Source organism: Caulobacter sp. UNC358MFTsu5.1 (genome assembly GCF_000712075.1).
In the GTDB taxonomy this organism is placed as follows: domain Bacteria; phylum Pseudomonadota; class Alphaproteobacteria; order Caulobacterales; family Caulobacteraceae; genus Caulobacter.
This window is the reverse complement of record NZ_JONW01000001.1, coordinates 85,925-111,457: the sequence shown is the minus strand read 5'-3', so window position 1 is coordinate 111,457 and position 25,533 is coordinate 85,925. Positions and strand designations below refer to the sequence as shown.

Sequence of the window (25,533 nt, the reverse complement as noted above, 5' to 3'; positions counted from 1 at the left end):
CGGGCGCGAGCCCGGTCAGGGAGGAAGTCATGGTGCGCATTCACGCGGCTCGTCTGGTTTCAGGCTGCTCGCTGGCGGTTCTCGCCTCGGTCGCCCTGCTCGCCCCCGCCCACGCCCAGGAGGCGACGCAGACGACGGCGCCCCCCGGCGGCGACACGGTCGAGGAGGTGGTGGTCACCGGCTTCCGCGCCAGCCTGACCAGCGCCATCAACACCAAGCGGGTGTCCAACAACATCGTCGACGTCATCAAGGCCGACGACATGGCCAGCTTCCCGGACGCGAACCTGGCCGAGTCGATCCAGCGGATCCCCGGCGTCTCGATCACCCGCGACGGCGGCGAAGGCCGCAACATCACCGTGCGCGGCCTGGGCGGGGACTTCGTCCGCACCACCCTGAACGGCATCGAGGCCTATTCGGCCACCACCGGCTCGACCCTGGGCGTGGTGGCCGGCATCAACCGCTCGCGCGGCTTCGACTTCTCGACCTTCGCCTCGGAGCTGTTCAACAGCGTCACCGTCAGCAAGTCGCAGTCGGCCGAGATGGACGAGGGCTCGCTGGCCGCCACCGTCGACCTGCAGACCGGCCGCCCGTTCGACAAGAAGGGCTTCCGCGCCGCCGCCTCGGCCCAGGGCGCCTACTACGACAACAACAAGACCACGGCCCCGCGCTTCGCCGGCCTGATCAGCGACACCTGGGGCGATTTCGGCGCCCTGTTCTCGCTGGCCTACAACGAGCGCAAGCAGCAGGAAGAGGGCTACAGCGACACCTCGCAGTCCGACTATTCGGACGCCAACAACGGCTTCTGCGGCACGGCGGTGGACATCGCCAGCCAGCCCGGCAGCCAGGTGGTCAACACCCCCATCCCCTACGTGAACCCGCTGTCGGGCTCGGGCAACCGTCCGGCCGGCCAGTGCTTCTCGGGCCTGCCGTCGGATCCGACCGCCTATGCGGCGATCAACCAGCCCAACGTCTTCCTGCCGCGCAATCCGGGCCTGGGCCGCTTCGAGCTGGACCAGAAGCGCCTGGGCATGACCGGCGCCCTGCAATGGCGGCCCAGCGACCGGACCGAGGTCATCCTGGACCTGGTCTTCTCGAAGTTCGACCAGGACCGCACCGACTACGCCCTGTCGAACGCCTCGCTGAACCGCAACGTCAACGGCGCCACGGCGGCCTTCCCGCTGTTCGCCGGCCGGGTCGACGCCCAGATCATGGACGTCCACGTGCTGCCGACCGGCCAGGTCGACTACATGAAGATCAACAATGTCGACATCAAGCACATCGAGGAAAAGAGCGTCACCACCACCGAGACGCACCAGATCGGCCTGACGCTGAGGCACGATTTCACCGACCGGTTCAGCGCCGACGCCAAGCTCGGCCACTCGGGGTCGGACTTCAAGCAGCCCTGGGACGTGCTGATGTCCTACGACGGCTTCAACAAGCCGGGCTACGTCTGGGATTCCCGCCAGGACGCCCGCCGCCCCTTCATCGACTACGGCTACGACGTCACCAACCCGGCCAACGTCACCTTCACCAACGCCGGCACGGGCCTGACCCCCGACATCCGCGTGGTCAAGGCGTCGGTCTTCAACACGCTGTGGACCGGCGAGGCGAACGCCAAGTTCCGCCTGAACGACGTCTTCACCGTAAAGGGCGGCGTGTCGCTGAAGTCGTTCGACTTCCAGACCAAGCAGGTCCAGCGCCTGTACGGCAACAACGGCCCGACGGGCGTGACGGCGACGGGCACCATCCCGTTCAACTTCGCCCAGTTCGCCACCGACTTCCCCGGCTCTGCCCCGCTCAGCGAGACGATCACGGGCTTCGGCAAGCAGCTGAACCTGCCGGCGGGCTCGGTGACCAGCTGGGTGGTGCCGGACGTCTCGGCCTACATCGACAAGCTGGGCCTGCTCTGCAACTGCGCCAACAAGTACGGCGACTTCACCCTGGCCATCAATTCGGCCCTGGGTAACAACCGTGCAGTCCAGGAGACCGACACCGCCGCCTACCTGCAGACCGACTTCGACACCGAGGTCCTGAACGGCCATCGCCTGCGCGGCAATGTCGGCGTCCGCTACGTGAAGACCGACCTAGACGCCACGGGCTACACCTCGCTGACCTCGCAGGTCACGGTCAACAACAAGTACAGCGACTGGCTGCCCTCGCTGAACGTCGCCTTCGACGTGCGCGAGAACCTGATCGCCCGCTTCGCCGCGGCCCGGGTGATGGCCCGTCCCAGCTTCGGCAACCTGACGCCCGGCGGCTCGGTCAACACCACCTTCGGCGCCCAGTCGGCGACGATCGGCAATCCGTTCCTGGATCCGTATCGCGCCAAGAACTACGACGTCAGCCTGGAATGGTACCCCAGCGAAGGCGCGATCCTGTCAGCGACCGTCTTCGACAAGGAGATCGAGAGCTCGATCCAGACGATCGCGACCACGGAGCCCTACGGCAACACCGGCCTGCCGCTGGCCCTGCTGCCGGCCGGCCAGGACGCCTCGACGCCCTACCTGGTCACCCGCTCGCGCAACACCCAGGGCGGCTACATCCGCGGGATCGAGCTGAACTACCAGCAGTCGTTCCGGTTCCTGCCCGCGCCCTTCGACAACCTGGGCACGATGCTGAACTACACCTACGTGGACAGCTCGGTGCTCTACTACCTGTCGTCCGGCACCGCCACGACGCCGGCGACGCAGATCCACGACCAGTTCCTGAACGTCTCGCCGCACTCGGTGAACGCCACCCTCTACTACGAGGACAGCAAGCTCTCGGCCCGCGTCTCGGTCGCCTATCGCGACGAGTACCTGACCGCCCTGCCCTTCAAGTCGGAAGTGCCAGACGCCAACGGCAGCTACGCGACGACCAATGTCGACGCCTCGGTGTCCTACAAGCTGACCGACCACTTCAAGCTGACCTTCGACGCCCTGAACCTGACCAACCAGGAGGCCGACCAGTGGAGCGGCAAGGTGCGTCGTTCGCAGCGCGTGTTCAGCACCACGGGCCGCCAGTTCTTCTTCGGCGCGTCCTACACCTTCTGACCGGCGGGCCGCCCCCAAAGGGCGGCCCCGCGACGACCGCTTCCAGTGACCTCGGAGTACCCATGACGGCCAAGACGGTGATGCTGGCGCTGGCCCTGCTGACGATCGGCGGGACAGGCGCCTCGGCCCGGCCGGCGCCCGCCCCGGCCGAGGCGGCCAGGCCGGCGACGCTGGCCCTGCCCGACATGCCGCTGCACGACCCCTGGATCGTCGCCGACGCCGAGGCCGGGCTCTATCGGCTCTACACGTCCAACATCCCGGCCGTCAGCGGCGCGCCCGGCCTAGGCACGATGATGTACACCAGCCGCGACCTGAAGGCCTGGAGCCCGGCCGAGGCGGTGTTCGTGGCCCCGACCGGCTCTTGGTTCAAGGACGGCGCCTGGGCGCCCGAGGTCCACCGGTGGCGCGGCCGCTGGTGGCTGTTCACCACCTTCCACGACGAGGCCGCCGCCCTGCCGCCGGTCGACAAGCGCAAGCCCTATCGCCGCGGCACCGTGCTGGCCGTGGCCGACCGTCCGGAGGGGCCGTTCAAGCTGGTCCGTGGCGGCGAGCCCGTCGCGCCCAAGGGCCTGATGACCCTGGACGGCACGCTGCACGTCGACGCCGCCGGCAAGCCCTGGTTCGTCTACGCCCACGAGTGGCTGCAGGCCACCGACGGGACGATCGAGGCCCTGCCCCTGACCAACGACCTGGCCGCCAAGGGACCGTCGATGGTGCTGTTCAAGGCCAGCGACGCGCCCTGGGCCAAGGGCCAGAAGCAGCCGGCCGGCGACACGGTGTTCGTCACCGACGGGCCCGAGCTGTTCCGCACCCGGACCGGCGTCCTGCTGATGCTGTGGTCCAGCTACGACGCCAAGGGCTACGTCCAGTCCCAGGCCCGGTCGAAGAGCGGGACCCTAGCCGGGCCGTGGGAGCAGCTGGAGCCCCTGGTCCGCTACGACAGCGGCCACGGCATGCTGTTCAAGCGCTTCGACGGCCAGCTGATGATGGTGGTCCACCGCCCGTTCAAGAACGCCCGCGGCAAGCTCTACGAGATGCGCGACGCGGGGGACCATCTGGAGATCGTCCGTGAGCGGATCGACCTGGACGGTGATCCCGTGGAGCGGGTCGGCGGGCCGTGACCACGCATGGAGGACCCTAAACGGTTGTCATCCCGGAAAGCGCGTAGCGCTTGTCCGGGACCCAGGTGAACCGCACCGCATCTGCCCAGTCCCCTGGGTCCCGGACAGCCTCTGCGAGGCTTCCGGGATGACAACTGAAATGAAGCCACGATGCCCCCAGGAGCCCGCCTTGCTCAAGACCCTCCTCCTCGCCGCCACGGCCCTGACCCTGGCGACCGCTGTCCAGGCCGCCGACCGCGTCACCACGCCCCTCGCCGACGGCTGGCGCTTCGTGCAGGGCGACCCGGAAGGCGCGGAAACGACCGGCCTGGACGACTCCAAGTGGGCCGCGGTCAGCGTCCCGCACGACTGGGCCATCGCCGGGCCGTTCGACGTGAACGCCCGGGCGGGTGGGGCCGGCGGCTTCCTGCCCACGGGCGTGGCCTGGTACCGCAAGGTCCTGGACGTCAAGCCCGCGCCCGGCCGTCGGGTGTTCGTCGAGCTGGACCAGGTGATGGAGCGCAGCGGCGTCTGGATCAACGGCCACCACCTGGGCCATCGCCCCAGCGGCTATGTGGGCCTGCGCTACGACGTCACAGACGTCCTGCGCGCCGACGGCCCCAACGTGCTGGCCGTGCGGGCCGACACCTCGTTCGCGCCGTCCTCGCGCTGGTACGCCGGCTCGGGGATCCTCGGAAAGGTCCGGCTGATCGAGACCGGCGAGGCGCACATCGAACAAGGCGGCGTCTTCGTCAGCACGCCGACGATTTCCACGGACAAGGCGGTCGCCAAGGTCGTGGTCGACGTCACCAACGGCGGGGCGGCCGACGCCAAGGCGGGGCTGGAGATCGTCGTCACCGATCCGGACGGCAAGGTCGTGGCCAAGCGCGCCGTCGCGCCGGTGGCGGTCGGCGTCGCCCGCACCGAGACCCTGGCCGCCGAGATCGACCTGCCCTCGCCCCGCCTGTGGGACCTGGACAGCCCGAACCTCTACCGCGCCACGGTCCGGGTGATCGGCGCCGACGGCCAGGTCGGCGACAGCGAGACGGTCCCGTTCGGCGTCCGCACCGCCGAGTTCAAGGCCGACACCGGCTTCTGGCTGAACGGTCGGAACATCAAGCTGAAAGGCGTGGCCGTGCACGCCGACGGCGGGGCCCTGGGCGGAGCCGTGCCCCTGGCCGTCTGGCGCCAGCGGTTCACGGCGTTGAAGGCCCTGGGCGTCAACGCCCTGCGCACCGCCCACAACCCGCCCTCGCCCCAGGTCCTGGACCTGGCCGATCAGATGGGCTTGGTGGTCATGGACGAGCTGTTCGACCAGTGGAACGTCGCCAAGACGCCGGGCGACTACCACCTGTTCTTCAGCGACTGGTCCAAGCGCGACGCCCGCGACATGCTGCGCCGCGACCGCAACCACCCCAGCGTGGTGATCTGGAGCGCGGGCAACGAGATCCACGACACCGCCTATCCGGTCCAGGCCAAGGCGGCGCTGAAGAGCCTGCTGGCGGTGATGCACGACACCGACCCGACCCGGCCGGTGACCATGGGCCTGTTCCGCCCCAACGTGACCGGCGACTACCAGAACGGCCTGGCCGACATGCTGGACGTGGTCGGCCAGAACTACCGCGAGAACGAGCTGACCGCCGCCCATGAGGCCAAGCCCGCGCGCAAGATCGTCGGGACCGAGAACAGCCATGCGCGCGGCTCGTGGATCGCGGTGCGCGACTACGCCCCCTATGCCGGCATGTTCCTGTGGACCGGGGTCGACTATCTGGGCGAGTCCGACCGCAGCGGCTGGCCCAACATCGACAATCCCGCCGGCCTGATCGACCGCACCGGGGCCCTGAAGGTCTCGGGCATGCAGCGCGCGGGCTGGTGGGGCGAAACGCCGGTGATCCACGTGGTGCGCAACGCCGCCCCGGCCGCCCCGCCGCCCCCGAACGACGGCGCGGGTCCGGCCCCGGCCCTGCCGACCATGATCGCCGTCGCCACACCCCGGCCGAAGGTCGACATCGCCGACGACTGGACGCCCGCCGACCTGTCGCCGCATCCCGAGACCATCGAGGTCTACAGCAACTGCCCGTCGGTGGAGGTGTCGCTGAACGGCAAGGCCCTGGGCGCCAAGCCCCTGCCCGCCGACGGCTCGCCCCGCCAGTGGGCCGTGACCTTCGCGCCGGGCGAGGTGACGGCCTCGTGCGGCGCGTCCGGTCCGCGCGACGTGTTGCGCACGGCCGGTCCGCCGGCGCGCATCGTCCTGACCAGCGACGACAAGGCCGTGGGCTCGACCTTCGACGACCTGGCCATCGTCCGCGCCCAGGTGGTGGACGCCAAGGGCGTGATCGTGCCGTCATCCGACGCCGCCATCTCCTTCGCGGTCGGCGGTTCGGGACGCTTCGTCGCCGCCGACAACGCCGCCCCGACCGACCACACGCCGTTCGCCTCGCCCACCCGCCAGGCCTGGCGCGGCAAGGCAGCGGCTTTCGTGCGCGGGTCCGGCGCCGGCGGCGTCGTGACGGTCCAGGCCGGCGCGCCGGGGCTGAAGGGCGCGCCCCTGACCTTGCCGGTCGCCAAACCTTGAGTTCCATTTTGCGGGACTAAATCTCGTAATGTGAAATTCGTTGCCTTGGTGCGGCCCCGCCGATATTTCTGGAGCCAACGCAGCGCGACGCAGATCGCTGAGGGGAGGCCGGCCTTGATGATGCACAGACGCGCGCTCCTGGCCGCCCTGGCGGTCGCGCCGCCCCTTTGGTCGCCGGGCGCGAGCTGGGCGGCGGAGCCGGTGACATCGATGCAGAGCTGGGCCTTCGACTTCGGCGACGACAGGACGGCCGCGCCCGGCCATGTCCGCGTGGCGCGCGACGCCGTCTACGACCCGGCGATCGGCCACGGCTTCGAGCCCTCCCCGGCGGGGGGTCCGTTCCTGTTCTCGCTGGCCGTGCCCGAGGGCGACTATCGGGTGGTCGTGGAGCTGGGCGCCAAGGCCGCGTCCGACACCACGATCAAGGCCGAGTCCCGCCGCCTGATGGCCGAGCGGATCGTCGCCAGGCCCGGCAGGACCGCCACGGTCGAGTTCGTGGTCGACGTCCGCACCGCCGCCCTGAAGCCCCCGCCGCCCAACGCCCCCGGCGGCGTGCGCGTGCTGCTGAACCCGCGCGAGGAAGGCTCGTACGACTGGGACGACAAGCTGACCCTAGAGTTCTGCGGCCCCGCCCCGGCCGTGCGCCGCCTGCGGGTCGAGCCCGTCACCGTGCCGGTGGTGTTCCTGGCCGGCGACTCCACCGTCACCGACCAGCGCTTCGAGCCCGGCGCCAGCTGGGGCCAGATGCTGCCCCGGTTCTTCAAGCCCGACATCGCCGTGGCCAACCACGCCGAGTCCGGCGAGACGCTGAAGTCGTTCCTGTTCGAGCACCGGCTGGACAAGCTGCTGAGCCGGGTGAAGCCCGGCGACTGGCTGCTGATCCAGTTCGGCCACAACGACCAGAAGGCCAACTGGCCCCAGACCTACGCCGAGGCGGCCACCACCTATCGCGACTATCTGAAGGCCTATATCGGCGAGGCCCGCCGGCGCGGCGCCAAGCCGGTGCTGGTGACCTCGATGCACCGCCGCAAGTTCGACGCGGCCGGCAGGATCGTGAACACCCACGGCGACTATCCCGAAGCCGTGCGCGCGGTCGGCCGCGAGACCGGCGTGCCGGTGATCGACCTGCTGACGATGAGCGCGGCGTTCTACGAGGCCCTGGGTCCCGACCAGGCCTGGAAGGCGTTCGGCGACGGCGGCAAGGACGCCACCCATCACAACAACTACGGCGCCTATGTGCTGGCCCAATGCGTGGCGAGCGGGATCCGCAGCCAGATCCCCGACTTGGCGGCGCATCTGCTGGACGGCCTGCCGCCGTTCGACCCCGCCAAACCGCCCTCGCCCGACACGTTCGTCCTGGCTCCCAGCGCCGCCCACAGTACGGAGGCCCCTCGTGGAAACTGATCGTCGCTCGCTGCTGGGCCTGGGCGCCCTGGCCGTCGCCGCGCCGGGCCTGGCCCGCGCTCAATCGACCCAGCCCGGCGTCGAGGTCATGGACCTGTGGCCCGGCAAGCCGCCCGGCGGCGAGAAAGTCACGGTCACCGAGCAGGTGATCCTGCGCAAGCCCGGCGGGGATCCCAACGACACGGCCTATCTGAACATCACCAAGCCCTGGCTGATGATGCGACGGCCGACCAGGCCGAACGGCGCGGCGATCCTGATGATCCCGGGCGGCGGCTATATCCGCGTGGCGGTCGGCAAGAACGGCGGCCCCATCGACGCCTGGATCGCCGACCAGGGCGTCACCGCCTTCGTCATGGACTACCGCCTGCCCGCCGACGGCTGGGCGGCGGGGCCGGACGTGTCGCTGCAGGACGCCCAGCGCGCCATCCGCCTGATCCGCGCCAACGCCGGCAAGTGGGGGCTGGATCCCGAACGGATCGCCGTGACCGGCTTCTCGGCCGGGGGCCATGTCGCCGCGCGGCTGGCCACCCAGTTCGGCCGCGAGACCTACGCCCCCATCGACGCCGCCGACAGACTGTCGACCCGACCCAATGCGGCGGGCCTGTTCTATCCGGTGGTCACCATGACCGCGCCCTACGCCCACGGCAGCTCGCTGAAGTCGCTGCTGGGCGCGGCCCCGACCGACGCCCAGCGCCTGGCGGTCTCGGCCGAGCACGGCGTGCCCGCCGACGCCCCGCCGACCTTCATCGCCGCCGCCGCGGACGACAAGGTGGTGGCCATGGAGAACAGCCTGATGATGTTCCAGGCCCTGCGGGCCCAGAAGATCGCCAGCGAGCTGCACGTCTTCGAGTCCGGCGGCCACGGCTTCGGCCTGAACGGCCCCGGCGGCGTCGCCATGCCCTGGCCCGCCCTGCTGAGCGCCTTCCTCGAGCGGCACGGCCTCTACGCATGACCCGCGCGCCGTTCGACGTCCGCGACTTCGGGGCGGTCGGCGACGGCGCGACCCTGGCGACCGACGCGATCAACGCGGCGATCGCGGTGGCTCATGCCGTGGGCGGCGGCGAAGTGGTGCTGCCGGCCGGGCGATGGCTGTCGTTCTCGATCCGGCTGCTCAGCGGCGTCACCCTGCGGTTGGACGAGGGCTGTGTGCTGGAAGCCGCCGACCCGGCCCGCCATGCCGGCGCCTACGACGCCGCCGAGCCCAACCCGTTCGACCTCTACCAGGACTTCGGCCACAGCCATTGGCATAACAGCCTGATCTGGGCGGACGACGTCGAGGACGTGGCCGTCGTCGGGTCCGGCCTGATCGACGGCGTGGGCATGACCCGCGAAGGTCCCGGCTCGCGCTGGACCCGCCAGGCCGGCGAGTTCCCGGTCAGCATGGCCAACCTGTCGGCGGAAGAGATGGCGATCCTGGTCCCGGACCTGGAGGCCATGGCCGGCCACGGCAACAAGGCCATCGCCCTGAAGAACGCCCGGCGGGTCCGGCTGGAGGGCTTCACGATCTGGCGCGGCGGCCACTTCGCGGTGCTGGCCACCGGCTGCGACGACCTGACGATCCGGAGCCTGCGGATCGACACCAACCGCGACGGCCTGGACATCGACTGCTGCCGCGACGTGGTCATTGCCGACTGCCGGGTCAACACGCCCAACGACGACGCCATCGTGCTGAAGAGCTCCATGGCCCTGGGCGAGGTCCGGGCCACCGAGCGGGTCGAGATCACCGGGTGCCACGTCAGCGGCTTCGACCTGGGGACCCTGCTGGACGGGACCCAGGGCCGCAGCCAGCAGTTGGCCCCCGACCAGGACCGCGTCACCGGCCGGATCAAGCTGGGCACCGAGTCCAACGGCGGCTTCCGCGAGATCACCATCAGCGACTGCGTCTTCACCCGCTCGCGGGGCCTGGCCCTGGAGACCGTGGACGGCGGCCTGATCGAGGACATCTCGATCAACAATGTCGTCCTGCGCGAGGTGACCACCGCCCCGCTGTTCCTGCGGCTGGGCGACCGGGGGCGCGGGCCCGAGGGCACGACGCGCGGGGCCATCCGGCGGGTCAGCGTCAGCAACCTGACGGCCTGGGACATCCTGCCCGACTACGCCGCCACGATCGCCGGCCTGGAGGGCCATCCGATCCAGGACGTGACGCTGACCGACATCCGCCTGGTCTATGCCGGCGGCGGCCTGGCCGAGTGGTCCGCGCGGCGGCCCGACGACATGGCCCAGGCCTATCCCGAGCCCAGCATGTTCGGCCCTACCCCGGCCCACGGCCTGTGGGCGCGCCACGTCGACGGCCTGAGGCTGGACAACGTGCGCATCGAGACCCTGACGCCCGATCCGCGCCCTCCCGTGCTGCTGCAGGCCGTCCGCGCCGGCCGCTTTGACCGCCTGGACCTGGGCGCCGCCCCGGGCGTGGAGCCGATCATCGCCGAGGACGGTTCGGACTTCACGCTCGACGGAGACACGCCATGAAGCGCCGCGCCGTCCTGGGCGGACTGGCCGCGCTGGCCGCCGTGCCCGCCCCTGGGCCCGCCCTCGCCGAAACGCCGCCCCGGCGCGGCCGCCGCCTGCACGCCGACGACTTCCGCCACGGCCTGGACCGATGGGCGCTGGAGGCCGAGAAACCGGCCAAGGTGAACGTCCGCGACGGCCTGCTGGACATCGAGACCCCGGCCGGCCTGACCCTGTGGTTCCGGCCCGAACTGGTCGGTCCGGTGCTGATCGAATACCAGGCCCTGGCGGTCTCGGCGGGCGGTCCGAACGACCGGGTCAGCGACCTGAACGCCTTCTGGATGGCGCGCGACGCGGGCGGCGGCAGCCCGCTGGCCACGCCGCGCACCGGCGCCTTCGCCGACTACGACACCCTGAAGACCTACTATGTGGGCCAGGGCGGCAACGGGAACACCTCGACGCGTTTCCGCCGCTATGTCGGTCGCCCGGGCGACCGGCCGCTGCTGCCCCAGCACGACCACGCCGCGGCCGACGAGATGCTGGTCGCCAACCGCTGGCAAACGGTGCGGCTGGTCGCCGACGGCGGCCTGATCCAGTACTGGAACGACGGCCGCAAGCTGTTCGAGCTGGACGACGCCCAGCCCTACACGCGCGGCTGGTTCGGCCTGCGCACCACCTGGAGCCACCTGCGGGTGCGGCGGTTCGGCGTGTACGCGCTGAAGCTCTAGCTTCGACTTCAAGACCCCCCAACGGTTGTCATGCCGGAAGCCTCGCAGGGGCTGTCCGGGACCCAGGGGACTGGGGACTGGGGACTGGGCTGATGCGGTGCGGTTCACCTGGTCCCGGACAAGCGCTACGCGCTTTCCGGGATGACAACCGTGGGGACAAAGGAAAAGGGCCGCGCCATGCCGGCGCGGCCCTGAAGTCGTCCCTAGATCGTGGAGGGCGACGGGCGTCCCGGGCTCGACACCGGGACGCCGCCGCCAAGCGCAGTCCTAGAACTTCGCCGTCATGCCGACGAAGAAGCGGCGGCCGAAGTAGCCCAGTTCCGTCAGGCGGATGTCGCCGGCGGTCGAGCGTTCCTCTTCCTTGGTCAGGTTCTTGCCTTCGACGAAGAAGGACAGGCCCTGGATGTTCCAGAGGTCCGGCTTCCAGGTGATCTTGCCGTCCAGGTAGCCGGTCGAGTCGCGGTAGACCGGCTGGCCCGAGTTGTCGGCGGCCGAGATCAGGTACTTGGAGCGGTAGTTGTAGGCCAGGCGGGCGTTGAACGGGCCCTTGTCGTACCACAGGGTCGCGTTGGCGCTGTCGGGCGACAGACCCGGGAACGGCAGGGGAGAGCCGTCCAGGATCGAGTACAGACCGACGTCGGTGGCCTTCTGGTAGGTGTAGTTGGCGTCGACGCCGAAGCCCGACAGCCAGCCCGGCAGGAAGGTGAAGGCGGTCTTGGCCGTGATTTCCACGCCCTTGATCTTGGCGCCGTCGCCGTTGACGTAGGTGTTGTAGTTGTACATCACGCCGTCGCCGTAGACGTCACGCTTGCCCAGCAGGGTGCGCGACGAGACGTAGAACGACTTGATGTCCTTGTAGAACAGACCCACCGACACCTGGGTGTCCTGGTTGGGGTAGTATTCGAAGCTCAGGTCGTACTGGTTGGCGCGATAGGGCTTCAGGTCCGGGTTGCCGGCGGTGCAGCTCGGTTCGTCGAACTCGCCGTTGGCGTCGGGCGAGGCGTCGGTGGTGCAGGTCACCGTGGGCAGCAGGAAGTCCAGGCGCGGGCGGGCCATCAGCTGGGCGAAGCCGAAGCGCGTCGACAGCTTGTTCGGCACGAACCACAGGCCGGCGTTGAAGCTGGGCAGCCAGACCGTGTAGTCCTTCTTGTAGCTGCGCAGGCTGTTGGACAGGATGTAGGTCGTCGCCGTGCCGCCGTTGGTGGCCGCGTACGACTGCTGGCGGGTCGAGACGCCTTCCGCGGTCACCTTCGTCTGAACCCGACGCCAGCCGAAGTTGCCGTCCAGATCGAACGAGCCGATCGGGACCGAATAGTCGAACTTGATGTACTGGGCGTTGGTCTCTTCCTGGATCCGATACGGGATCTGGTCATGCGCCTTGCCGTCGTTGCCGACGGTGTGGACCATGTTGTTCAGGTTGAAGTGCGACGTGTCGAGGTTCTGCGAGATCACGTCGTAGTTCGGATACAGCCAGTTCATCGGCATAGAGCCGCCGCCGAAATAGAAGTCCGACGGCAGGGGCGACATGCCCGAGGCGAAGACCTGGTTCGAGAAGGCCCGCGACCAGACCTCCGACGAACCCCAGTAGCCGGTGGTGTAGGTCGTGCCCAGCACCGGATTGGTCTGGTCGGGCGCGCCCGCGGCGTTGTTGATCGTCGCCGTCGAGTTCACCGCGTTGCTGTAGATCACGGTGTCGTCGGTGGTCGCATACGGGTTGGCGCCGCCGTCCAGGATGAAGCCGCCGTAGCCGTAGCCCTCGGTCTTGTAGTCGGTGGCGCGGCCGCCGAACTCCAGCTTGTGGATGACCGGCAGGTGCGTGTCGTAGTCGAAGTCGAGCTTGTACTGCTGCTCCTTCTGGTTCACGAGCGACGGGCGGTACTGGATCTGCCACTGGCGGATCGCCGAGGCGTCCGACGGGCTGTAGCCGCTGGCGAACTTGAAGGACGGCTCGCCGTTGCCGTCCAGGGTCACGACCATGCCGGGCGTGTCGAAGCTGACGCTGACGTTGTTGGTCTGCGACGTCGTGTCGGTGTTGGCGTCGGAGCCCATGAACTCGATCTGCAGACGGTCGCCTTTGTAGCGGCCGCCGAAGCTGACGTATTCGCTCTTGCTGTCATAGGCGAAGTCGCGGGCGCTGATGCCGAAGCCCAGGTTGCCGCCGGCGCTGGCGGTCACCAGGCAGTTGCCCAGGGTGTAGCCGGTGACGTTGTGGTTGGCGTCGACCTTGACCGAGCTGGCGGTCGTGTCGGTGGCCGAGCACGACGTGCCCACCAGGTTGCGCAGGCGGGCCACGGCCGTGAAATCGGTGCCGTAGTTGATGTCGTTGAGCTTCTGCTTACGCTCGTCGTAGTTGTAGCTGATCCAGGCGTCCAGGCGATCGTTGAACCGGTACTGGGCGGTGAATTCCGACGAGATCCGCTTGTCGTTGCGATACCAGACGCCGTAGCGCGCCGTACGCGGCGCATAGTCGTACCACTGCGACTGACAGGCCGTGCGCAGGTTGGCCGACGAGATCTGGGTCGCGTCGGGCGTCACCAGGGCGGCGCAGTTGGCCTGGGTGGTGACGTTGCGGGCCAGGTCGTTGATCGCGCTGTTGTAGGCGGTGTTGTAGTACGGGACGGTCTTGTCGGCCGAGTTGTCGAAGTCGGCGAAGCGGCCCCACGAGGTGTTGCGGACGAAGTCGCCGCGCGTGTCGACGTCGTCGTAGGTGACGTTGGCCATCAGGCCCAGGCGGTCGTCCAAGAACTTGCCGGCCGCGATCACGTTGAAGCGCGGCGCCCAGTCCTTCATCGTGTCCAGCTTCTGGGCCGAAGCGGTCATCGAGATGGTCGGCTTGGCGAAGTCCAGCGGCTTGCGGGTGGTCACCGAGACCGTGCCGCCGACGCCGCCTTCGGTCATGTCGGCGGTGAAGCCCTTGAACACGTCGATCGACTGGACCAGTTCCGCCGCCAGTTCGCGGAAGTCGTTGGACCGGCCGCCGCCGCCGTAGACCTGCAGGTTGCCGGCCGTCGACAGCACGCTCATGCCGTTGATCTCGACGCGGTTCAGGTCCGGCTCGACGCCGCGGATCGAGACCGCGTTGCCTTCGCCGAAGTCGCGGGCCAGCTGCACGCCGGTCACGCGGCCCAGGGCCTCGCCGATATTCTTGTCGGGGAACTGGCCGATGTCCTCGGCGACGATGGAATCGGAGATCGTGCCGTTCCGCTTCTTGCGGTTCATGGCCGACTGCAGGCTGGCGCGGGTGCCGACGACGACGACCTCATCGATCGTGGTGGCCTTGTCCTCGACCGCGGCGGCCGGCTTGGCCTGGGCCTCGGCCTGACTCGCGCAGGCGATGCCCGCGGTCAGCGCCAGCAAGGACGCGGTGGCGACAGCCGCACGACGGCCGCGAGTGGATGCAAGCATTGGGTTCCCTCCCTCTAACCATGACCTGAGGTCTCCCGACGAAGACCCCGGACGCCTTACCGAGCCCTGCGGCGACCCTTGAACGGGCTGCTCGCAGCGCACGGCGGCACATTTCTCATACAATAGGAATAGTTCCACATTCTGAGATGTCAACGCAATTTGTGGGAAGACAGAAGTTTGTTTCCATGATGTAAGGCTGTTGCAACGCTCGCGAGGCGGCCCTGACGCCGACCCCGAGGCCGCGAAGAACGGCCGTCGCGAGCCTGGACTGGGGAAACCAAAGGGATTCGACGCATGAGTAAGCGTGGTGGAAACCGGGGCTCGCGGATCGCGGCGACGGTTCTTCTGGGCGCGACGGCGCTATCGTCCTTGGGCGGATCAGCGCTCGCCGCCCCCCGCCGGATGGAGGCCCTCGACCGAGGCGTGGTCGCCGTGCCAGCCGTGGACGGCGGCGTGCTGGTCAGCTGGCGGCTGCTGGGCGACGACCCGGCCAAGATCGCCTTCAACCTCTATCGCGACGGCGCGAAGCTGAACGCCTCCCCCCTGACCGGCCCGACCGACTTCGTCGACAAGACCGGCGGCCCGACCGCGACCTACACCGTCCGCGCGGTGGTCGGCGGCAAGGAGGCCGCGCCCAGCGCCCCGGCCAAGGTCTGGGCCGGCGGCTATCTGAGCCTCCCGCTGGACCCGCCGGCCGGCGGCGTCACCCCGGCGGGCGAGGCCTATTCCTACACCGCCAACGACGCCAGCGTCGGCGACCTGGACGGCGACGGCCGCTACGAGATCGTCCTCAAGTGGGACCCGACCAACTCCAAGGACAACGCCTTCGGCGGCTATACGGGGAACGTCTTCCTCGACGCCTATACGCTGGACGGCAAGCGCCTGTGGCGCATCGACCTGGGCCGCAACATCCGGGCCGGGGCGCACTACACCCAGTTCCAGGTCTATGACTACGACGGCGACGGCAAGGCCGAGATCGCCGTGCGCACCAGCGACGGCACGGTCGACGGGACCGGCAAGGTGCTGGGCGATCCCAAGGCCGACTGGCGCGAGGACGGGGGCGAGCGCCCCCAGGCCGACCGCACGGGCGCCACGACCCTGCCGGACGGGACCAAGGTCGCCAAGGTGCAGGGCCGCATCCTCAAGGGCCCCGAATACCTGACGGTGTTCGAGGGCGCGACCGGCAAGGCCCTGGCCAGCGCCCCCTACTCGCCCCCGCGCGATCCGCGCACCGACGCGCCCAGCGTCGAGCAGATGACGGAGGTCTGGGGCGACGGCTACGGCAACCGCTCCGACCGCTTCCTGGCCGGCACCGCCTATCTGGACGGCCGGCTGCCCAGCATCGTCATGGGCCGCGGCTACTACGGCCGCTCCACCGTGGCGGCGTGGGACTTCCGGGGCGGCAAGCTGACCCAGCGCTGGCTGTTCGACAGCGCCGCGCCCGGCAACGAGGCGTTCGGCGGCCAGGGCAACCACCAGCTCAGCGTCGCCGATGTCGACGGCGACGGTCGCGACGAGATCATCTACGGCTCGATGGCGGTGGACGACACCGGCAAGGGCCTGTGGAGCGCCCGCCTCTTCCACGGCGACACCATGCACGTGGGCGACCTGGACCCCACCCGTCCCGGCCTCGAGAAGTTCGGGGTGCACGAGGAGATGCGCAACAACGGCGGGATCGGCGCGGCCATGCTGGACGCCCGCACGGGCAAGGTGCTGTGGAGCACCCCGTCCGACAAGGACACCGGCCGGGGCCTGTCGGCCGACATCGACCCGCGTTTCCCGGGCGAGGAGGCCTGGGGCTCCAACCAGGAGACCCTCTACACCGCCCAGGGCAAGCCGATCGAAGGGGTCAAGCATCCGCGCCAGACCAACTTCGCCATCTGGTGGGACGGCGACGACCTGCGCGAATTGTTGGACAAGAACCAGATCAGCAAGTGGGACTGGAAGACCGGCGAGGCCAGGCCGCTGCTGACCGCCGAGGGCTTCACCTCCAACAACGGCACCAAATCGACCCCGGCCCTGTCGGCCGACATCCTGGGCGACTGGCGCGAGGAGGTGATCTGGCGGGCCGAGGACAACAAGAGCCTGCGGATCTACGCCACGCCCTACGTCACCCAGCGCCGCCTGGTGACCCTGATGCACGACCCGCAGTACCGCGTGTCGATCGCCTGGCAGAACACCGCCTACAACCAGCCGCCGCACACCAGCTTCTATCTCGGCGAGGGCATGAAGGCCCCGCCGCGCGCCGACATCCGGACCAAGTGAGGTGACGCCGATGAAGACCGCCCTCCTCCTCCGCGCCGCGGCCGTGAGCCTGCTGCTCGCCGCCGCCGCGCCCGCCGCCTTCGTCCCGGCCCTGGCCCAGGACAGGGTCACCGAGCCGCGCGCCGGCCTGCCCGAGGCCCCGCGCGAATGGATCGACAAGGACACCGGCCACCGCGTGATCCGCCTGTCGGACAAGCCCGGCAGCGGCAGCCTGTATTTCAACTACAACGGCTACACGCCCGACGGCCGCTTCCTGGCGATCAGCACGCCCGACGGCGTCTCGGTGGTCGACCTGAAGAGCCATGCCCTCACGCCCGTCGTCGTGGGCAAGGTCCGGCTGCTGTTCGTCGGCCGCAAGACCGGCCAGGTCTACTACCAGCGCACCGCCGAGGACGGCTCGGGTCAGGTCGAGGCGGTCGATCCCGCCACGAAGAAGGTCCGGACGATCGCCAAGCTGGCCAAGGGCGTGGGCATCCAGACGATCAACGCCGACGAGACCCTGCTGGCCGGGGTGGCCGTGCGCACCGACGTCCCGGCCGTGCCCAACCTCGCCGACGCCCTGCCCAAGAATCCGGACGACGTGAAGAGCGCCGACGGCCGCGAGCTGTCCTACGCCGAGGGCCGCGAGGTGCAGCTGAACGCGCGTCTGGACAGCCGCATCCCGATGGAGATCTTCACGATCAACACCGCGACCGGCGAGCGCAAGGTCGTGCACCAGGCCACCGACTGGCTGAACCACCTGCAGTTCTCGCCCACCGATCCGGGCCTGCTGATGTTCTGCCACGAGGGTCCCTGGCACAAGGTCGACCGGTTGTGGCTGGTGCGGATCGACAAGGCCGGCGACACGCCGGTCAAGATCCACGCCCGGACCATGAACATGGAGATCGCCGGGCACGAGTGGTTCAGCGCCGACGGCAAGACCATCTGGTACGACCTGCAGACCCCGCGCGGCGAGGACTTCTGGGTGGCCGGCTACGAGATCGCCACCGGCAAGCGCACCTGGATGCACCTGGACCGCAACGCCTGGTCGGTGCACTTCAACACCTCGCCGGACGGCAAGCTGTTCGCCGGGGACGGCGGCGACAGCGAGATGGTCGCCCACGCGCCCGACGGCAAATGGCTGTACCTGATGCGTCCGCGCGCCATCCCGGATGTCGCCGGCATCCACGCCCCGGGCTCCGAGACCCTGATCCAGCCGGGCGTGCTGGACACCGAGCGGCTGGTCAACATGCAGGGCCACGACTACCGCCTGGAGCCGAACGTCAACTTCACGCCGGACGCCAAGTGGATCGTGTTCCGCTCGAACATGCACGGGGCCAACCACGTGTACGCGGTCGAGGTGGCTAAGGCCGCGCAGTAGGTCCCCCCGTGGGGGAGGCGCTGGCGGCTACCGCCCCTTCAACCGCTCGGTGATGAACGCGTCCACCGCATCGGTATAAGCCTCGGGCAACCCCAGCGTCCGGTTGATGTCGGCATGGGTCAGGGCTTGCGGCAGGACGGGCATGTCGCGTCCTGCCGCCCGGGCCTTGGCCTGGAACCGCCGTGCGTCGTCGCACGGATCGTCCGGCCGTCGGGTCGAGCAGACCAGCATCATCGGCACGGCCCGGGGCGTCCATTGGTCCATCGGCGACGCCTTGGCCCAGTACGTGGGATCGGCGCCGAACGCGCGGTCGTAGAAGCCGGGGTGACGGCCGGCCATGGTCGCCGAGACCTGCATGGCGGCCGAATCCAGCACCACCGTCCCGGCCCACGGCCGGCCGACCATGTCGGGTCGCGACGAGACCAGCGCCACCAGGTGCGCGCCGGCCGAGTGGCCCATCAGAATGATCTTGTCCGGATCGCCGCCCCAGTCCTCGGCATAGCCCTGGGCCCACTGGACGGCGTCGGCCACGTCCTCGGCCTGCTCGTAAGCCATGGCGTCGGGCAGCATGCGATAGTTCACGCTGACCACGATCCAGCCGCGGGTCAGCCAGTGCTTGAGCTTGTTTTCGACCGAGCCTGTATTGGCCTTGTCGCCGATCATCCAGGCCCCGCCGTGCACCATGACCAGGATCGGCGCACCGTGGGCGTGAGGGGGGATATAGACGTCCAGCCGCTGGGCGGGGTCGGTCCCGTAGGCGTCGGTCTGCTTGCGGGCGCCGGTCAGGATGGCCTGCAGGTCGATCGGGCGCTCTTCCTCGGCCTTCTTCTCCAGCAGGCGCTGGCGCATCGGCCCGCGCAGGCCCAGCCCCGGCTGAGCGGCCTCGACGGCGCCGGCCCCGCCGAGGGTCGCGACCGCCAGGACGATCAGCAAGGCGCTTCGGCGTGACGTCATTTCAGGCCCTCGAGCTGGTCGCGGACGGCGGCGACCTCGTCGCGTGACAGTCGCCCATCATGGTCGCGATCGGCGCGGTCGAACAACGGAGCCGGTCCGTCGACGAACTCGGCGCGGGTGACCCGGCCGTCGCCGTCGCGGTCGGCGTGGGTGATCACCGTCTTCAGGGCCTGGGCCTTGGGACGGTTCGACTTGGCCAGGCGTGGGAACTCCGACAGCGTCACCACGCCGTCGTCGTTGCGGTCCAAGCGCTGGAACTGCGCCGCGCGCGAGGCTCTGAATTCGTCGCGGGTGACATAGCCGTCGTGATTGGAGTCGGCCTTGTCGAGCGCCGCGCCGGGCGTGCGCGAGGCCGCATCGGCGCCGGAAGCGCCCATGGCGGCCAGGCAGATGAGGGACAGGGTCAGGATCTTCATGTTCGGTCTCCGGAGAACGCCCGCCGCGCCGTTTGGGGGAGCCTGGCGCGGCGGGCCTGGACGGGTTCGATCAGGGGCGGGTCACCGTCCCGCTGATGGAACGCGTCGAGCCGTCGTAGCCGGTGCGCGAATGGTCGTAGCTGACCGTGCCGTCGCCGTTGTTGACGACGTTGGTCGAACGGCTGGCCGAGGCGCCGTTGTTGAACGTGCGGGACGCCCCGCCGTGATAGGCGCCGTCGCCCCAGCTGGCGTTGCGGTTGCTGGCCACGCCGCGACCGGAGTTGGTCTGCGTCCCGCGCGAGACCGAGATCGCGCCGGGCTGGCGGCTGACATTGCGATTGTGGACATAGCCGTGGCCGCGCGCGCCTTGGACGCTGACGAAACGCCCGTGCTGGCCGGCCTGGGCGGGCGCGGCGATCATGGCGGCGAGAACCGCCAGGGACGAGAGGCCGGCGGCCAGGATGGAAGTCTTACGCATGATGGCTCCATGGGGAGTGGGGTCGGTGTCCCTCGACGCCGCCATCTGACCACCGCCGGGCAATCCCTGGTTTGCTCGCGCCCGACGAACTGTGTCGAAGTGTAAACGGGCCGAGTGGCGGCTTCCGCTGGGCCGGGGCTTGAGGCATCTCCTTGACCATGGCCGACAACACGCTGATCGCGGTCGTGGAAGACGACGCCGAAATCCGGGACCTGACCTTGGGGCTGCTGCGCCGCGAGGGTTACGACGTCGTGGGCTGCGCCGACGCCGAGGCCTTCGACCGCCTGGCCGCCCGCCGTCGCGTGGACCTGGTCCTGCTGGACATCATGATGCCGGGCGAAGACGGCCTGTCGGTCTGCCGTCGCCTGCGGGCGGCCGGCGACACGGCGATCCTGATGGTCACCGCCAAGGGCGACGACATCGACCGGGTGATCGGCCTTGAGATCGGCGCCGACGACTATCTGGCCAAGCCCTATAATCCGCGCGAACTGCTAGCCCGGGTCAAAGCGATCCTGCGCCGCACGCGCGAGGTCCATCGCGTGACCAGCACACCGCCCGGCGAGGTGCTGGGCTTCGCCGGCTGGCGGCTGGACACGGCCAGCCGCGACCTGACCGATCCTGATGGCCGGCCCGTGACCCTGACCGGCGGCGAGCACGACCTGCTGATGGCCTTCCTGCGTCACCCCCAGCGGGTGCTCAGCCGCGACCAGTTGCTGGACTGGACCCGCGGCCGCAGCGCCGAACCGTTCGACCGCGCCGTCGACGTGCTGCTGAGCCGCCTGCGCCGCAAGCTGGGCGGCGCGACCTTGATCAAGACCGTGCGCGGCGGCGGCTACCTGTTCAGCGCGCCGGCCGAGCGGCTCTAGCCATGATGCTGTCCGACAACCTCTCCACGCGCATGACGGCCATCCTGCTAGCCGGGCTGGCGGTCATGCTGGTGATCGGGGCCGCCCTGCTGGTCTGGCCGCAGGGGCGGGGCGAAGGCGGCGTGCGCTTCTACCAGTTGCCCCGGCCGTCCGAGGCCCGGGCCATCGTCGAGGCGGTCGAGGCCAGCCCGCCGTCGGCCCGGCCCAAGGTGGTCAAGGCGCTGGACACCGGCGTCATCCGCACCACCCTGGAGACCGATTTCCTGCCCGTGCCGTTGCGGGCCCGGGTCGCCGACGCGGGCGATCCCGGTTATCGGGCCTATCGCCAGGCGCTGGGCGAGCGGGACCTGCGGATCGACATCCGGCGCGGCGGCCGGCTGCGCCAGGACGCCCTGCCCGGCCGCCAGGCCCTGCGGCTGTCGGTGCGGCTGGCCGACGGCGAGGTGCTGGTGCTGCGCCGTCGCGCCCCTGAGACGGCGCGGCAATTCTTCAGCCGGGTCTCCCTCGCCGCCGCCGCCCTGCTGGTCGTCACCCTGCTGATGCTGGTCCTGGCGGTGCGCCAGACCACCCAGCCGGTCAGCCATCTGGCCCGCGAGGTCGCGCGGTTCGGCGACGACCTGGACGCCAAGGCCCTGCCGTTGCGGGGGCCGCGCGAGCTGCGCGAACTGTCCGCGGCCTTCAACACGATGCAGGGCCGGATACGAGGGCTGATGGACGAACGCACGCGGATGCTGGCGGCCATCGCCCACGACCTGCGCACCTACCTGACCCGTCTGACCCTGCGCGCCGAGTTCATCGCCGACGACGCCCAGCGCGCCAAGGCCGGGAGCGACCTGGCCGAGATGTCCCAGTTGCTGGACGACACCCTGCTGTTCGCCCGCCAGGACGCCGGACGCGGCGACGGCGCGCGATCGATCGACGTCCGCCAGGAACTCGAGACCCTGGTCGCGTTGCGCCTCGAGATGGGCCAGGCGGTGCTGCTGGCGCCCGAAGCGGCCGGCGCGGCCTGGGCCTCGCCCCTGGCCGTGCGTCGCATGGTCGACAACCTGATCGACAACGCCGCCCGCTACGGCGGGGCGGTGACGGTCGACGCCCGTCCCCTCGGCCGCCGCGTCGAGATCATGGTGCTGGACGACGGGCCGGGGCTCCCGGTCGAGATGCTGGAGACCATCACCGCTCCGTTCGAACGCGGCGAGGCCTCGCGTAACCGGCGCACAGGCGGCGCGGGCCTGGGCCTGTCGATCGTCCAGGCCCTGGCCAAGGGCGAGGGCGGCCGCCTGACCCTCGCCAACCGCCCCGAAGGCGGGCTGGCGGCGACGATCGAGCTGCCTTCGGGACCACCGCGCCCTAGAGCCCCCGATAGACCTCGGCCTCGATCACCCCCAGCGCGCCGCCGGTCTTGACCTTCTCCGCGCCCGTATCCAGCCCCGCCCGAGCGCCGGTGATCTCGACGATCTTGCCGAAGGCGTCGCGGTCCTCGGTGGGTCCGGTCAGGGCGATGCGCAGCTTGCGGCCCGCGGGGGCGGCCTTCAGCGGCAGGGTGACATAGCCCAGGCTCTTGGGGGCCACGCCCTCGTAGACGACCCGGCCGTCCAGGGTGATGCGCAGCGGATAGGCGCGCAGGCGCCAGCCGATCAGTTTCAGCGTCACCTCGTCCACCCGCTGGGGCTGGGCGTACTGGAACTCGAGCCAGGCGTCGGACAGCCGGCCGTCGCTGGCCCAGTGGGTGGTCTCGTCGTCGTCCGTGGCCTTCCCGACGTCGGCGGCGTTGGAGCCGGCGACCACCGCGGCGGCCTTCAGGGCCACGCGGCGGACCTTGTAGGACGGGGTGGCGGGCGTCGGGCCGCGCGATAGGTCCACGGGCGGCAGCGGCGCCTCGGCCGGCGGCGGGGCGACGTCGAGGGTCAGGCTGGCGGGCTTCAGCCCCTCGGCCGCGGCGGTGACGACGACCTTGCCGGCCGCCAGGGTGGAGCGCAGGGCCACGCGGTTGATCCCGGCCTCGATCGGCAAGGTCTTCGAGCCGATGAAGTTGTCGTCGCCGCGATTGGTCCCCTCGTAGTGGGTCACCGCGTCCTTGCCGGCCGCCTGGGTGACGACGTTCACCGCCGGACCGGCGACCTCGACCGGCTTCCTGCCGGTGGAGTCGCCCTGGGCGATGCCGCCCCGCCACTCGGCCGGACCCGACAGGTCGAACTTCACCAGGTCCAGCGCCGTCGGCACGCGCCGCCCCTGCGCATCCACCGCCTCGACGTCGACCAGGGCGATGTCGGACGCGTCGGCCCGCCAGCCCGAGGGACCGGCGTGCGGGGTCAGGCGCAGGGCCACGGCGGGACCGGTGGTGACCCGCTCGTCGGTCGAGACCACCTTGCCACGGGCGTCGCGGCCGATCGCCTTCAGCGTCCCCGGCGACCAGGCGACCTTGGCGAAGGTGAACAGGAAGCCGTCCGACTTCACGCCCTTCCCCAGCGACTTGCCGTTCAGCAGCAGTTCGACGCTGTCGGCGCTGGAGACGACCGTCACGTCCTTCACTGTCCCGGGCGCGTAGTTCCAGTGGCCGACGATGTGGCTGCGGGGATGCTCGACATCGACCCAGCCGTCCCACATGACCTGGTGGACGTAGAAGGCGTCCTTGGGCAGGCGCATGGCGTCCACCTCGCCGCTGCGGCGATAGTTGTTGTCGCCCCGGAAGTGGGTGTTGCTGTCGGTGAAGCCGATGTTCACGCCGCCCGAGCTGACGCGATCCCCGCCGCCCGGGCGTTCGCGCCAGTAATCGTACCAGCGGCGCACCGCCTCGGCGGAATAGCTGTCCTGGTTGCGGTTGTAGTCGGGGCTGTTGGCGTGGAACGGCGGGGTCAGCTCGTCCTGGAACTTCCGCGCCGCCTCGTCGCGCATGTATTCCATGGCCCAGACGGGCTTGGTCGCGCTCTTGTTGATGTAGAGCATCTCGCCGCCGTATTCGGCTGCCTTGCTGTCGAGCATCTCGCGCGAGCCGATGGCGCGGCCGCCGCGCGGATCGAATTGGTCGCGCACGGCCTTCAGCTCCGCCATGTGCTCTTCGCTGATGTTCTCGTTGCCGCCCTCGTAGAACAGGACCGAAGGGTTGTTGCGGAAGGCGACCACCGCGTCGCGCATCACCTCGACCCGCTGCTCCCACCGGCGGCCGGTCACGTCGCCCTCGGCGTCGCCGGCCGGCAGGGCCTGCATCAGGCCCACGCGATCGGCCGAGTCGATGTCCTGGCGGGACGGCGTCACGTGCATCCAGCGCACCAGGTTGCCGTTGCTCTGCACCATCAGTCGGTTGGAGAAGTCGCTGACCCACGGCGGCGCGTCCGGGCCCAGGGCGGGCCATTCGTTGGTGCTGCGCTGGGCGTAGCCGTGGACTTGGATGACCCGGTCGTTGAGATAGATCATCCCGTTCCGGAACTCGGTCTTGCGGAAGCCCGTGCGGGTGGTCACCGCGTCGACGCTGGCGCCGTCCTCCACCAGCTCGGTGCTCACGGTGTAGAGATAGCCGTAGCCCCAGCTCCAGAAGTGCAGGCCCGTCAGCGGCGACTGGGCCGAGACGGTGCGGGTCTCGCCGGGCGCCAGGGTGACCGTCGGGCCCTCGAAGGCGCCGGCCGGCTTGCCGTCGACGTCGCGCAGGCTGACCCGGTACTTGAACGTGCGCGGGCGGCCGGAGTCGTTGCGCACCTGGGACTCGGCGTGGACGGTCGCCGCCCCGCGCCGGATGTCGAACCGGTCGGCCCAGACGTAGACGCCGGTCGTCCCCAGGCTGGAATAGAACGGCAGGGTCTGGTGCAGGCCGTCGGTCAGATGCAGGCGCACCGCCCGGTTCACGCCGCCGTAGTTGGCGTTGAAGTTCTTGTTGTTCCACTGGAAGGCGCTGCCGGTGGCGCGCTCCTTGTAGATCCAGCTGTTGTCGACCCGCACGGCGACGACGTTGACGAAGGGCGCGGGCTTCAGCTGGGCGGTGGCGTCGACGGCGAAGCCCGAGACGCCGTTCTCGTGGCCGCCCACGCGCACGCCGTTCACATAGACGTCGGCCGCCTGGCGCACGCCGTCGAAAGCCAGGAACGCCTTGCCGCCCGGGTCGGCGCCGGCGGGCAGGACGAAGCGCTTGCGATACCAGATCACCGCTTCCTTCTGGTCGGTGCTGGCGTCGCGGAAGGCCTGGTCCTCGTTGAAGGCGCGCGGCAGGGTGACCGGGGTCCAGGCCGCGTCGTCGAGGTCGGCCTTCTCGGCGCCGGCGATCTCGCCCGTCGTCATGCGCCAGCCGTCGTTGAAGAACCGGTCGATGCGCGGCGCGGCGGTCGATGCGCCCGCCAGGCAGGCGGCGACCAGACCGCCCAGGATCGATCCCGCTACGTTTCGCATGGTGGGGCCCTCCAAATTGGCCAGGCCACTTTGAGCCTTTATCCACCTGTGGCTTGACATCCCGCCCGCTGTCAAGCATTCTCATTATATCGGATGATGTTCCATATTATGGAACCTTAGCCGTCGGG

The 25,533-nt window shown here is 69.8% G+C and carries 16 protein-coding genes; 11 read left to right on the top strand and 5 right to left on the bottom strand.

Features of this window, described 5'->3' with window-relative positions:
* Positions 1–29 precede the first annotated feature (29 nt).
* The 7 genes from BR39_RS0100460 (at position 30) to BR39_RS0100430 (ending at position 11,287) form a co-directional block, all read left to right on the top strand.
* On the top strand, positions 30–3,032 hold the full coding sequence (locus tag BR39_RS0100460) for a TonB-dependent receptor (RefSeq protein WP_029907066.1): 3,003 nt from the start codon (positions 30–32) through the stop codon (positions 3,030–3,032).
* Positions 3,033–3,094: 62 nt separating this feature from the next.
* A complete protein-coding gene (locus BR39_RS0100455; RefSeq protein WP_197026622.1) occupies positions 3,095–4,153 on the top strand; it encodes a glycoside hydrolase family 43 protein in 1,059 nt (352 codons plus the stop codon).
* Between the two features lie 169 nt (positions 4,154–4,322).
* Entirely contained in the window at positions 4,323–6,707 is a 2,385-nt protein-coding gene (locus BR39_RS0100450) for a glycoside hydrolase family 2 (protein WP_029907064.1), read from the top strand.
* 117 nt (positions 6,708–6,824) lie between these two features.
* Entirely contained in the window at positions 6,825–8,111 is a 1,287-nt protein-coding gene (locus BR39_RS26875; RefSeq protein ID WP_029907063.1) for a rhamnogalacturonan acetylesterase, read from the top strand.
* Positions 8,101–9,063 carry an alpha/beta hydrolase gene (locus tag BR39_RS0100440; protein WP_029907062.1) on the top strand — a complete coding sequence of 321 codons (963 nt, stop codon included), beginning with the start codon at positions 8,101–8,103 and terminating at the stop codon, positions 9,061–9,063. The genes BR39_RS26875 and BR39_RS0100440 overlap by 11 nt, the downstream gene beginning before the upstream one ends.
* Positions 9,060–10,580, top strand: coding sequence for a glycoside hydrolase family 28 protein (locus BR39_RS0100435; protein WP_081916438.1), 1,521 nt, complete (start codon positions 9,060–9,062; stop codon positions 10,578–10,580). The genes BR39_RS0100440 and BR39_RS0100435 overlap by 4 nt, the downstream gene beginning before the upstream one ends.
* On the top strand, positions 10,577–11,287 hold the full coding sequence (locus tag BR39_RS0100430; RefSeq protein ID WP_029907060.1) for a DUF6250 domain-containing protein: 711 nt from the start codon (positions 10,577–10,579) through the stop codon (positions 11,285–11,287). The genes BR39_RS0100435 and BR39_RS0100430 overlap by 4 nt, the downstream gene beginning before the upstream one ends.
* Positions 11,288–11,554: 267 nt before the next feature.
* On the opposite strand, the gene BR39_RS0100425 is transcribed toward BR39_RS0100430, so the two are convergent.
* A complete protein-coding gene (locus BR39_RS0100425; protein ID WP_029907059.1) occupies positions 11,555–14,692 on the bottom strand; it encodes a TonB-dependent receptor in 3,138 nt (1,045 codons plus the stop codon).
* A 294-nt stretch (positions 14,693–14,986) separates the two neighbouring features.
* On the opposite strand from BR39_RS0100425, the gene BR39_RS0100420 reads away from it, so the two are divergent.
* Positions 14,987–16,957, top strand: a complete 1,971-nt coding sequence (locus BR39_RS0100420; protein WP_304413047.1) for a rhamnogalacturonan lyase — start codon at positions 14,987–14,989, stop codon at positions 16,955–16,957.
* 10 nt (positions 16,958–16,967) lie between these two features.
* Positions 16,968–18,317 carry an oligogalacturonate lyase family protein gene (locus BR39_RS0100415; protein WP_029907057.1) on the top strand — a complete coding sequence of 450 codons (1,350 nt, stop codon included), beginning with the start codon at positions 16,968–16,970 and terminating at the stop codon, positions 18,315–18,317.
* Positions 18,318–18,344: 27 nt separating this feature from the next.
* Here BR39_RS0100415 and BR39_RS0100410 read toward each other — a convergent pair whose 3' ends face one another.
* The 3 genes from BR39_RS0100410 to BR39_RS0100400 form a co-directional block, all read right to left on the bottom strand.
* Positions 18,345–19,271, bottom strand: a complete 927-nt coding sequence (locus BR39_RS0100410) for an alpha/beta hydrolase (RefSeq protein ID WP_029907056.1) — start codon at positions 19,269–19,271, stop codon at positions 18,345–18,347.
* A complete protein-coding gene (locus BR39_RS0100405; RefSeq protein WP_029907055.1) occupies positions 19,268–19,687 on the bottom strand; it encodes an EF-hand domain-containing protein in 420 nt (139 codons plus the stop codon). The genes BR39_RS0100410 and BR39_RS0100405 overlap by 4 nt, the downstream gene beginning before the upstream one ends.
* Before the next feature lie 70 nt (positions 19,688–19,757).
* Positions 19,758–20,165 (bottom strand): hypothetical protein, encoded by a 408-nt coding sequence (locus tag BR39_RS0100400; protein WP_029907054.1) that lies wholly within the window; start codon positions 20,163–20,165, stop codon positions 19,758–19,760.
* A 158-nt stretch (positions 20,166–20,323) separates the two neighbouring features.
* Here BR39_RS0100400 and BR39_RS0100395 point away from each other — a divergent pair, with 158 nt between their 5' ends.
* Both BR39_RS0100395 and BR39_RS0100390 read left to right on the top strand, forming a co-directional pair.
* On the top strand, positions 20,324–21,031 hold the full coding sequence (locus BR39_RS0100395) for a response regulator (RefSeq protein WP_029907053.1): 708 nt from the start codon (positions 20,324–20,326) through the stop codon (positions 21,029–21,031).
* 2 nt (positions 21,032–21,033) lie between these two features.
* Complete coding sequence (locus BR39_RS0100390) at positions 21,034–22,434, top strand: ATP-binding protein (RefSeq protein ID WP_231499366.1); 1,401 nt, start codon at positions 21,034–21,036, stop codon at positions 22,432–22,434.
* Here the strand turns inward: BR39_RS0100390 and BR39_RS0100385 are convergent.
* Positions 22,379–25,405 (bottom strand): DUF4982 domain-containing protein, encoded by a 3,027-nt coding sequence (locus BR39_RS0100385; RefSeq protein ID WP_029907051.1) that lies wholly within the window; start codon positions 25,403–25,405, stop codon positions 22,379–22,381. The two genes, BR39_RS0100390 and BR39_RS0100385, sit on opposite strands and share 56 nt — an antisense overlap.
* Positions 25,406–25,533: the final 128 nt, after the last annotated feature.